At 44.4% G+C, this 12,507-nt stretch carries 5 protein-coding genes; all 5 read left to right on the top strand.

The window, feature by feature from the left end; genetic code table 11:
- Positions 1-2 precede the first annotated feature (2 nt).
- Entirely contained in the window at positions 3-2,411 is a 2,409-nt protein-coding gene (locus tag P1X15_RS00260; protein ID WP_277336140.1) for an ABC transporter permease, read from the top strand.
- 71 nt (positions 2,412-2,482) lie between these two features.
- Positions 2,483-4,879, top strand: a complete 2,397-nt coding sequence (locus tag P1X15_RS00255; RefSeq protein WP_277336139.1) for an ABC transporter permease — start codon at positions 2,483-2,485, stop codon at positions 4,877-4,879.
- 239 nt (positions 4,880-5,118) lie between these two features.
- Entirely contained in the window at positions 5,119-7,548 is a 2,430-nt protein-coding gene (locus tag P1X15_RS00250; protein WP_277336138.1) for an ABC transporter permease, read from the top strand.
- A 65-nt stretch (positions 7,549-7,613) separates the two neighbouring features.
- Positions 7,614-9,995 (top strand): ABC transporter permease, encoded by a 2,382-nt coding sequence (locus P1X15_RS00245; RefSeq protein WP_277336137.1) that lies wholly within the window; start codon positions 7,614-7,616, stop codon positions 9,993-9,995.
- Positions 9,996-10,074: 79 nt separating this feature from the next.
- Entirely contained in the window at positions 10,075-12,507 is a 2,433-nt protein-coding gene (locus P1X15_RS00240) for an ABC transporter permease (protein WP_277336136.1), read from the top strand.

The following is a 12,507-nucleotide window of genomic DNA, read 5'->3' as shown; positions in this document are numbered from 1 at the left end:
CTATGTTTCAAAACTACCTAAAAACCACGCTCCGAACCCTCTGGAAACACAAAACATTTACTTTCATTAATGTTTTTGGTTTGGCGGCAGGCTTGACGGCCTGCATGTTGATTGTGTTGTACATTCAGCACGAGCTGAGTTTTGACCAATTTCACAAAAACAAGCAGCAGATCGTTCGTACGATAATGCACTATAGCATCGAAGGAACGGCCAATAAAACAGTAATGACGGGAACGAAAGTAGGGCCTGCGTTGAAACGCGACTTTCCTGAAATTGAGCAGTTTGTACGCGTGGCTGACCCCGCCTTTTCGCAACAAAAAGTAGTCATAAAAAAAGGAGAACAACAGTTTAATGAATCTCGCTTTTTGTGGGCTGATTCTACGTTTTTTGATGTATTCTCGTTTTCGTTGGTGAAGGGCGACGCGGCAACGGCCCTGAATGGCACCAACAAAGTGGTGGTGACGGAAGCGATGGCGCGAAAGTATTTTGGGAATGAAAACCCTATTGGTCAAATCTTACGGTTAGAAGACCGAGTGGATTATACCGTAACGGGCGTTGCGGCCGATGCCCCTTCCAATTCTCAACTTCAGTTTGATTTTGTGGCGTCGTTTATGTCGCTCTCAGCCGCCAAAACAGAAATGTGGTGGACCGCCAATTATGTCACTTACTTTTTGTTGAAACCATCTGCTTCGGCATCGCAGCTGCAAGCCAAACTACCTGCTTACATGCGTAAGCAGTCAGCAGAAACTGAAATGACAGGAAATAACTTTCTGACGTATCAATTTGAACCTCTTACGGACGTCCACCTTCGGTCTGAGGCAGAAGGCGGTATTATTGCTTCTGGCGATATTCGTTACATTTATATTTTCTCGGTGATTGCGTTGCTCATTTTGATTATTGCGACCACCAACTACATGAATCTTACAACGGCCCGTGCGACGGAGCGTGCCAAAGAAGTGGGGGTTCGGAAAGTGATGGGGGCAGTACGTGGGCAATTGTTTTTGCAATTTTTGGGCGAATCAATGGTGGTGACGCTGGTGGCTTTGCTGCTCAGTATCCTGCTGACAGTGTTGTTGTTGCCTGTATTTAATACCCTGTCCGAACGCGAACTGACTTTGCAAATACTACTTCAACCCGCAGGAATAGGGGCGTTGGTAGGAGCGTGGTTGGTTGTCAGTTGTATTGCAGGGAGTTATCCGTCGGTGGCGTTATCGTATTTTCAACCGATTAAAGTGCTAAAAGGCGCATTTAAGAATACGGCTTCGGGCTTGGCCCTTCGTAAGTCGCTGATTGTGTTGCAGTTTATGATTTCGGTGTTTTTGGTCATTGGAACGTTGGTGGTTAAGAACCAACTGCATTTTATTCAAAACACAAAGCTGGGGTACGAAAAACAACACGTAATTGCGCTCACGACCGACGAGCGAACTAACAAAAATTTGCCTGCTTTGAAGAACGAACTGCGGCAAAATCCGAATGTAAAAAGTATTTCGCTGGCCTACGAAACTCCCACGTTCATTAAGTGGGGCGATGGGCTTGAAACGGTGGGAACATCGGCGCCTGTGCAAAAAATGATTACCGCTTTTCCCTGTGATGAAGACATGGCCGAAACGCTCAATTTGGAGTTGGTTGCAGGAAATGATTTATCATCAGAAGACATGGAACGACTCAAAGGCAAAGACGAGAGCCAAGCCGATTATCGCTTTTTGCTGAACGAAACGATGATAAAGCAATTGGGCTGGAAGCCTGCCGAAGCGATTGGTAAAAAAGTACGTGTGGGAGGCCGAACGGGCGAAGTCAAAGGCATTGTTCGGGATTTCCATTTTGCGTCGATGAAACAACCGATTGGCCCATTGGTAATTTTTCCAGTCACTTGGGGGAATGTCTTGTTGGTAAAGTTGACGGGAAATAATCTCCCACAAACACTGACTTTTTTGGAAAATAAATGGAAAACGTTTGCGCCACATCGTCCGTTTACCTACACGTTTTTAAACGACGAATACAACCAAATGTATGCCAATGAAAGCCGTATCAATCAGGTGTTTACATATTTTTCTGCCTTGGCCGTTTTGCTGGCTTGTTTAGGTCTGTTGGGCTTGTCGGCCTACGTCACGGCACAGCGTACCAAAGAAATTGGAATCCGCAAAGTGCTTGGCGCATCCACTGCCAGCATCACGACGCTTTTATCTGCCGATTTTCTAAAATTAGTGCTGATAGCCATCCTCATCGCTTCTCCCTTAGCATGGTATGCGATGACCTACTGGCTCAATGATTTTGCGTATCGAATTGAGATAGAATGGTGGGTGTTTGTGGTAGCTGGGCTTACGGCTGTTGGTATTGCGTTGGTAACAGTAAGTACGCAGTCGATCAAAGCTGCCTTGACCAACCCTGTGAAATCGTTGAAATCGGAATAAATCAACATCGCGTAGAGACGTTGCATGCAACGTCTCTACAACCACATTACAACGGCAAAAACGAAAAAATTATGCTACATAATTACCTCAAAATCGCTTGGCGAAATTTGCTTAAAAACAAGGTTTTTAGCTTTATTAATGTCACGGGACTTGCTGTTGGAATGGCTGTAAGTATGCTGATTTTGCTGTACGTTTCGCACGAACTGAGCTATGACCGTTTTCATCCTAAGGGAAAACGCATCTTTCATACCTTTATCCAAATGAATTTTGGGGGCAATACCGTTCAGTTTAACCAGCTTTCCAAAAACTTTGGCCCAGCCATAAAACAGGCTAACTCAGAGGTCGAAGATTTTGTACGAATTGCTTCTTCGTTTCGTGGCGATGTAGTTATAAAATCCGATGAAAGTCATCAGTTTTTTGAGCGAGGATTTTACTTTTCTGAGCCCTCGTTGTTCAACGTATTTGCGTTTGAATTTGTCAATGGGAGTGCCGCTTCGGCCCTGAACGAACCCAACGCGGTGGTAATGACAGAGACCATGGCTAAAAAATACTTTGGGAACACAAACCCTGTTGGTAAAACCTTGATTTATAACAAAAATGAAGCGTTGAAGGTGACCGCAGTGGTGAAGAAATTGCCCACCAACTCATCGCTTCACTTTGACTTTATTGCTTCGTTGCCAACGTTTGAGGGGATTATGAAACGCGACCCAAACCAGCGTTACGAGGCAGACGATGTCGTGGGTATGGGGAGTTATGAAACCTATTTTTTGCTTAAAAATCCTGAAGCTGTTGCAAAAGTAGAAGCTATAATTCCAACGCTACTCACAGATAAAAAAGGAGAATTAGAGTCGCATTCAAAGTATCAGCTAACACCTTTTTTGGAAACTCACCTCGGAAACAACTGGGGTGATTCTTCGAACACCAAGTATGTGATGATATTTCTGTGTATTGCAGGCATCGTGTTGCTGTTGGCGCTTATCAATTATATGAGCCTTACCACAGCTCGTTCAACGATTCGAGCCAAGGAAGTAGGCGTCCGTAAAGTACTTGGAGCACATCGCCATCACTTAGCATCGCAGTTTTACGGAGAGTCAGTGCTCATAAGCTTGCTTTCTTTTGCCCTTGCCTTATTGCTGTTTCAGCTCCTAAAAACCCCCTTTTACCAACTTTTATCCTTATCCATCGACGATTCGTTTGTGACAGGCCCTTTATTTTTGTCTATTTTGTTGGGGTTAGTTATTGCTACGGCACTTATCGCAGGCTCGTATCCTTCGTTGCTATTGTCAAAGTTTTCACCTGTCAGCATTTTAAAAGGCAAGTTTTCGGCAGCAGGCCAAGGAGGTCGTGTGCGGCGCGTGTTTATTGTCTTTCAGTTTGGGGCATCAATTGTGCTGATTATTTTCAGTATGGTAGTGCAGCGGCAATTACACTACATGCAAACCAAGAAAATAGGCATGAACAAAGAGCAAGTGTTGGTCATCACGCTTTCCAAAGAAGCGCAAAAACACTATGCTGCGTTTCGGAATGACTTGGTTCAAAGCGTGGGTATTCGTCAGTTGGGCGCTTCGTCACTGAGTTTATTTACGGGAGGCTGGAATATGTTTTTTACCAAAACTCCGACTACCAATGAAGATGTGAGCCTCAATAATATGGTGGTGGACGAAAACTTTATCGAACTCTTAGGTCTTGAATGGAAGCACAAGCCCGATAACCTCGAAGAACTGGCTCATAGAAACCAATTGGTGGTCAATGAAACGGCAGTGGGTAAATTAAAAATAAGCGATAAACCTATCGGACAGAAACTGGATGTGTTTGATAAAGAATCAAAAAAAGCCGAAATCGTTGGTGTTTTGAAAGATTTTAACTTCGCTTCTTTGCAGTCAAAAGTGGAAGCCATGATGTTAAAAGTTGTCAAAGATACAACGCAGTTACGGGCTCTTTATTTGCGCTTAGACCCCAAGGCAGATGTCCGACAAAAGATAGCTTCGATTGAAAAAAGCTATAAAAAATATGAGCCTAATGCCCCGTTCGAGTATTACTTTTTGGACGAGGCGTTTAACAAACAATACCGCGCCGAACAACGAATGGGCTACCTTTTCTCAGGTTTTACGGTCATTGCCATTTTTATTGCCTGTATGGGTCTTTTTGGGCTTATCACGTTTACGGCCGAACAAAAAACGAAAGAAATTGGCGTACGAAAAGTACTGGGGGCAAGTGTTGCCAACATTGTTACGATGCTTTCAAAAGATTTTCTTCGGTTGGTTATCGTGGCCAATGTCATTGCGTTTCCGATTGCGTATTATGCCGCCACCCGATGGCTGCAAGATTTTGCCTATCAAGTCCAACTGAAAATCGACATTTTTGCATTGGCGGGCGGCTTAGCCATTTTTATCGCTCTTTTGACCGTCGCTATTCAAGCTACCAAAGCCGCTTTGACAAATCCTGTAAAATCGTTGAAATCGGAATAAATCAACGTCCTTGTAGAGACGTTGCATGCAACGTCTCTACCGTTGCGGTATCCTGGCATCGTTGGTCTATCGCCCCATCGTTGCAATGCAACGATGATACGACCCTGTCCATAAACGAACTAAAATTGTCCATAAACGGACAATTTTCTTTATTTTTCACAATTACAAATAACTTATAATCAATACATTAAGTTTCTGGTATGGCATTTGGGAAAAATACTACAAATCCCAATCGTCCTATGCTACAGAACTACCTCAAAATCGCTTTTCGAAACTTAGTCCGAAACAAAACATACAGCGTTATCAACATCACTGGCTTGGCGATGGGTATCGCGGCTTTTGTGTTGATTTTGCAATACGTAAGTCACGAAAAAAGCTTTAACCAGTTTCATGCCAATGCGCCTTCCATATATCGACTTCTCAACGAAGATGTAAAAGGAGAGATGTGGAGCGAAGTAGAACCAGGCTGGGCTACGCGTGCCAAACAACGCTTCCCCGACATCAAAGACTATTGCCGTTTTGCGGACGGAATGGCGCAAGGCATTGTACGAAGAGAAGGTGCTAAAACCGAAGCATTCCGCGAAACCAACATTAGCTACGCAGAGGGCAATTTTTTCTCATTCTTTAGTTTTCCACTTACCGCAGGCTCTCCCAAGGCATTGGAAAAGACGAATGTAGTGTTTTTGTCGGCTAGCTCCGCTAAAAAATACTTTGGCTCTGAAAATCCTTTGGGAAAAATATTACTACTGTCCAATCAATTTGATACTAATCCTTTTACGGTAGAAGGTATTTACGCCGACATGCCCACCAACTCAGATATTCGGTATGACATGGTCTTTTCATTGGAAACATTGCGTAATCCAGCCAATTTGCATGGGAACGACTGGGCCAACGTAAACAACCTTGACAATCAATACATTAATACATTTTTCCAGCTCAATGAAAAGGTAAACCCAGTAGCTTTTGAGAAGAAACTAACAGCCCTAAGAAACGAACTTAGTAAAGAAAATGATGGGGTAAAGTTTCGTCTGGTCTCCCTCAAAAATGTGCACTTGGCAGCTTCATTGAGCGATACTTATCTCACGCAAGGAAACCTTAAATACGTGTATATGTTGGGTGGAATTGCGTTTTTGATTCTAGTAATCGGCTGGTTCAACTACGTCAATCTTTCGACGGCTCAGTCGCTCAAACGAGCCAATGAAGTAGGCGTTCGCAAAGTAATTGGCGCAACGCAAAGCCATTTGGTGCGGCAGTTTTTGGGCGAATCGCTGTTGGTCAATCTCCTAAGTTTTGGATTAGCTTTGCTAATAGTGGTCTTACTTCAGCCATTTTTTAATGAACTTATTGGGACGCCGTTATCTTTTTCCTCCTTAGGCTACACATCGGTTTGGGCTTGGGGATTGGGCATTTTGCTTTTAGGTTCGTTATTTTCTGGAGGTTACACAGCCTTTTCACTTTCCAATTACAACCCTGTTAAAACCTTAAAAGGTCAGTTAGCCAAAACGTCGGGTGGTGGGCTACTTCGGAAATCATTGGTGGTGTTTCAGTTTGCGATTTCGGTGTGTTTGGTCGTTACAACGCTGGTGATTTATCGTCAGCTACACCACATGCAAACGCAAAGCTTGGGACTAAATACACAGCAATTGTTGGTTGTTCGTGGGCCAGAAGTGGGCAGAGATGCTACCTACAAAATACGCAAAACCACGTTTCAGAATGAGCTAACGCAGCAAACATTTGTGAAAGATTATGCGACCTCAGGAAGTGTACCGAGTGGTTGGTACAATTTTGCAACTTCAGGCTTTACCCAGCCCAAATCTAAGCCAGGCGATGAGCTCATCTCGTATTCATTTGCCATTATTGGCGACCGTTTTCTAAAAACGTACCAAATCAATCTCAAAGCGGGGCGCAATTTTACCCCGGCTGAATGTGATGTAGAGTGGAACCAAAACAGCAAGGTACTACTCAATGAAAGAGCGGTAGAGTTATTAGGATTTTCCAGTGCAGAAGAAGCCCTTCGCACCAAAATCAAGTGGGATGAGCGTTATTTGGAGGTGATTGGGGTGGTGAAAAACTACCATCACGCAGGATTAAAAAGAGCCATTGACCCCATTATTTTTTATCCCCAAAACAACAGTGCTTATTTCACTATTCGCTTGACGGCCGACCGAATGCCCGAAAAAATAGCCGCTTTGGATAAACTGTACAAGACTTACTTTCCTGGCAACCCATTTGACTACTCTTTTGTGGATGACAATTACAACAAACTTTATGTTTCTGAACAACAATACAGCCGTATGTTCACGACGGCGTCGTTATGGGCAATTTTCATTGCTTGTTTAGGTTTGTTTGGCTTGGCCACCTTCACCGTTGAGTCGCGTACCAAAGAAATAGGGATTCGCAAAGTATTGGGGGCATCGGTATTTGGAATCATGGCTTTATTGTCCAAAGACTTTCTCAAGTTAGTGCTTATTGCGATTCTCATTGCTACTCCTATTGCATGGTACTTCATGGACAAATGGCTAAAAGATTTTGCCTCTCGCATTGCACTTAGCTGGTGGTTGTTTGCGGCGGCGGGGCTATTAGCCATCGTGATTGCATTGCTAACGGTAGGTTTTCAGGCAGTCAAAGCAGCGCTGATGAATCCTGTGAAATCATTGAAAACAGAATAATCCATACGCCGTAGAGACGTAGCATGCTACGTCTCTACATAATATATCAATAATCCTATACAACCATGATACGGAATTACCTCAAAGTTGCGTGGCGCAACCTCACTAAAAACAAAATGTACAGTTTCATCAATATTGGTGGACTGGCTGTGGGCATGGCAGTAGCTATGATGATTGGACTTTGGGTCAACGATGAATTGTCGTTTGATACCTACCACCAAAATTATGAGCGTATCGCGCAGGTTATGCAACACGCTACTTTCAACGGAAAAGTGGGAACCCAAACCTCTAATCCTGCCCAAATGAGCCCCGAAATTCGGGCAAAATACGGAAGTAGCTTCAAACACGTAGTGCAAGCCTCGTGGGAAGGCTCGTATGTGTTGTCGCTGGGGAATAATCACATAACAAAATCGGGGATTTACTTTGAAGAAGGTGCCCCTGAGATGCTTAGCCTCAAGATGCGCTATGGAACGTACGCAGGTTTGAAAGACCCCTATTCGATTATGTTGTCGGAATCGGTGGCTAAATCGCTCTTTGGTGACCAAAACCCGCTGGATAAAACACTGAAAATCAACCGAACCTACGACGTTAAGGTGACGGGCGTTTACGAAGATTTGCCTTACAATACCTCGTTTCGCAACGTAAAGGTCATCATGCCCTGGTCGCTTTGGTTGATTGACAATCCGTGGGTAAAAACAATGGAAGACCCTTGGGATAGCAATTTTAGCCAGACATTCGTCCAAGTCGCAGATAATGTATCAATGGAGGCAGCTTCCAAACGCATTAAAAATGTCAAAGCCAACAACCTAAGTAAGGAAGAATTGAAGTACAAATGGGAGGCGTTTTTGCACCCCATGAGTAAATGGGCGTTGGAAAGTGAGTTTAAAGAAGGCATCAACACAGGAGGAAGCATTCGCTACGTGTGGATGTTTGGTATCATTGGGGTGTTTGTGTTGATGTTGGCTTGCATCAATTTTATGAACCTAGCCACCGCCCGCAGCGAAAAACGCGCCAAAGAAGTGGGTATTCGCAAAGCCGTAGGGTCGGTGCGGTCGCAGTTGATTAATCAGTTCTTTTCGGAGTCGTACATGGTGGTGGTGTTTGCTTTTGTGGTATCACTGGTATTGGTCACACTGTGCCTGCCATTTTTTAATGAAGTAGCTGATAAGAAAATTGAACTTCCTTGGGCAAATCCCGTTTTTTGGCTGCTTAGTTTGTCATTTATTTCGCTTACGGGTTTGTTGGCGGGAAGTTATCCAGCGTTATACTTATCGTCTTTCCAGCCCTTGAAAGTCCTCAAAGGGACGTTTCGGGTGGGAAAATGGGCCGCCATTCCGCGCAAGGCATTGGTAATGATTCAGTTTACGGTTTCGGTGGTATTGATTATTGGAACCATCGTTGTGTATCAGCAAATTCAACACGCCAAAAATCGCCCCATTGGCTACGAACGCAACGGCCTGATAAGCATGGGGATGGACAAAGAAATTCAGGATCACTTTGAGGCATTCAGAGGGGAGCTAAAATCGGCGGGAGCAATTGAAGAATTGACGGCTTCCAACAGCCCACTTACGGGCGTATGGAATACCAACGGCGGTTTCGATTGGGAAGGGAAAGACCCGAATTTGGGCGTTGATTTTCCAAACAGCCGCGTTACCAAAGAATGGGGCAAAACCGTGGGCTGGAAAATCAAACAAGGCCGCGATTTCTCGCGTGAGTTTGCCACCGATTCGGCGGCGTTTATCATCAACGAGGCAGCGGCGAAGTTTTTGGGGTTCAAAGACCCCATTGGCAAAATTTTAAAATGGAATGGTAAGCCTTACACCATTATTGGGGTAGTGAGTGATATTATGGCCGAGTCGCCGTTTTATCCCGTGCGCCCGTCGTTGTACCATACCCGCGACAAGGATTTGTATAATCTTACCATCAAACTCAACCCTGCTCAAAGTTCAAGCAAATCCATCGCCACCCTCGAACGTATCTGGAAAAAGTACGTACAGAATGTGCCTTTTTCGTACGAATTTATTGACCAACAATACGGTAATAAGTTCAAGGCCGAAGAGCGTATCGGTACGCTTTCGCTCTACTTTGCGGTCTTGGCCATCCTGATTTCGTGTTTGGGACTTTTCGGAATGGCGAGCTTCGTGGCCGAACAACGCACCAAAGAAATCGGCATTCGGAAGGTATTGGGTGCAAGCGTGCCTAATTTGTGGCGAATGCTCTCGGGCGATTTTGTCGGTTTGGTATTACTTTCGAGCCTCATTGCCAGCCCTATTGCGTACTACTACCTCAACGATTGGTTGAAAGGCTACGATTATCACGTCGAAATCTCGTGGTGGGTGTTTGCGATAGCTGCCGCTGGTGCATTGGTCATTACGTTGCTGACGGTCAGTTACCAAACCTTACGTGCCGCCTTGGTCAATCCTGTAAAATCATTGAAATCAGAATAATCCATTCGCCGTAGAGACGTTGCATGCAACGTCTCTACATGCAACGTCTCTACGGCATCGCCATAATAACCATATCATCATGCTACGGAATTACCTCAAAATCGCTTGGAGAAACCTCCTCAAAAACAAACTATACAGCATCATCAACATTTTCGGGTTGGCCATTGGGCTTACCTGTTTTTTGTTGATTTCGTTGTACGTAGTCGATGAATTGAGCTACGACCGCTACCTCAAAGACGCGGCTCGTATTTATCGCATACATTCGGACATCAAATTTGGGGGAACCGAAATGAAAATGGCCTTGAGCTCCGACCCTTTTGGCCCAACGCTCAAAAAAGATTATCCTGAGGTGGAGCAATACGTGCGTTTGTTCGCCCAAAACAGTCGCCGATTTATCCGAAAAGGCAATGAGTTTTTGGTAGAAAACAACTGCGTAAATGCGGATTCGACGTTTTTTGAGGTTTTTCCACTTCATGTGCTCGAAGGAGACGGCAAAACAGCCCTCAATGCCCCCAATACAGTGGCTATTAGTAAGTCGGTAGCGAAGAAATACTTTGGCGATGGCCCTGCGGTGGGGAAAATCCTTTCGACGGGAGTTAACAATCCCCAAGAGTATAAAGTAACGGCGGTCTATGAAGACATACCGCAGAATTCTCACCTTCGGACGAATATTATTTTTTCGTTCAAAAATGTGGACTACACCTTTGGAAACTTCTTGAGTCACAATTTTTATACGTATGTCAAATTGAAAGAAGGCGTTGATTATAAGCAGTTTGAGAAAAAATTTGACGGCTTTATCAACAAATATATTCTTCCTCAAGCCAAAGCCTTCATAGATATTAAAAGCATGGACGAGTTCAAAAAAGCGGGGAATTACATTCAGTATTCGCTGATGCCGCTGCTGGACATTCACCTAAAATCCAACAAATTATACGAGTTTGGGGTCAACGGTAATATCGAATATGTGTATATCTTTTCGATTGTAGCTTTGTTTTTACTGCTCATTGCCTGCATCAATTTTATGAATTTGAGCACGGCTCGCTCGGCCAACCGCGCCAAAGAAGTGGGGATTCGGAAGGTATTAGGCACCGAACGAAATAGCTTGATTGGACAGTTTATGGCGGAGTCGATACTGACGAGTTATTTGGCATTTGGTATTGCGTTGGTATTTACGACGGCATTGCTTCCTTATTTTAATCAAATTGCGGGCAAAGAATTTACGCCGACTACGATTTACCAACCTGTGTACTTGCCTTTTTTATTGGCGTTGCCGCTTGGCGTTGGGGCGTTGGCAGGCTATTATCCTTCCTTTTTCTTGTCGTCGTTTAAGCCAATTGAAGTGCTCAAAAGCAAGCTCAATGCCAATTTTAAACGCTCCAATTTCCGAAATGCGTTGGTGACGTTCCAATTTGTGACGTCGTTGGTATTGGTCATTTCTACTTTTATCATTTACCGCCAACTCAATTACATTCAACACAAAAACCTCGGGTTTTCGAAAGACCAAGTGTTGGTGGTGACGGGTACGTCGTCGTTGGGCGAAAATAACCGCGTTTTTAAGGAAGAAGTCAAAAAAATGGCGGGGGTAAAAGCGGGGGCTTTTGCGGGGTATTTACCCGTGGCCAACTCGTCGCGCAGCGATAATACCTACTCTAAAACGGCGGTTATCGACGTAAAAAATGGGTTTAATATGCAAAACTGGGTGATTGATGAAGAATACATCCCGACTTTGGGCATGAAAATCATCAAGGGGCGTAATTTTTCCAAAGCATTTGGGGCAGATTCTAGCTCGATTATTATCAATGAAGAAACGGCGAAGATGTTAGGCTATGAAGACCCCGTGGGCAAAAATCTCTATGCGGGTACTGGCAATGCTTCCGAAACAAGTACGCTGACGATTATTGGAGTGGTGAAAAATTTTCATTATTCGTCGATGCGGGAAAACGTCGGCCCTTTGTGCTTTCGGTACGGGCGTAGTGGCTGGGATATGGCATTTAAAATAAATACGTCGGAGTCGCAACAATTGGTAAAACAAATCGAAGGAAAGTGGAAACAACTCTCGACGGGGATGCCGTTCAATTACCATTTTCTTGATGATTCTTTCAACGAAATGTATCAGGCCGAACAGCGCGTTGGTACTATTGCGCTCATTTTTGCCATTCTGACGATTTTTATTGCTTGTTTGGGCTTGTTCGGGCTCATTACCTACATCGCCGAGCAGCGTACCAAAGAAATCGGCGTTCGGAAGGTGCTGGGAGCTAGCTTGTGGAGCATCGTGGGACTTCTTTCCAAAGACTTTTTGAAATTGGTAGGAATCGCCTTTTTGATTGCCGCGCCGTTGGCCTACTTCGCGATGAACACTTGGCTCGAAGACTTCGCGTTTCGGGTCGAAATTCCGTGGTGGATTTTTGTGGCAGCGGGCGTGGCTACGATGTTGTTGGCGTTTTTGACGGTTAGTTTCCAGTCGATTAAGGCCGCCCTGATGAATCCTGTTAAATCATTGAAATCGGAATAA

This window comes from Runella sp. MFBS21 (assembly GCF_029433105.1).
Classification (GTDB): domain Bacteria; phylum Bacteroidota; class Bacteroidia; order Cytophagales; family Spirosomataceae; genus Runella.
Note: the sequence above shows the minus strand (reverse complement) of the source record. Positions and strands in the feature narration are given on the sequence as shown.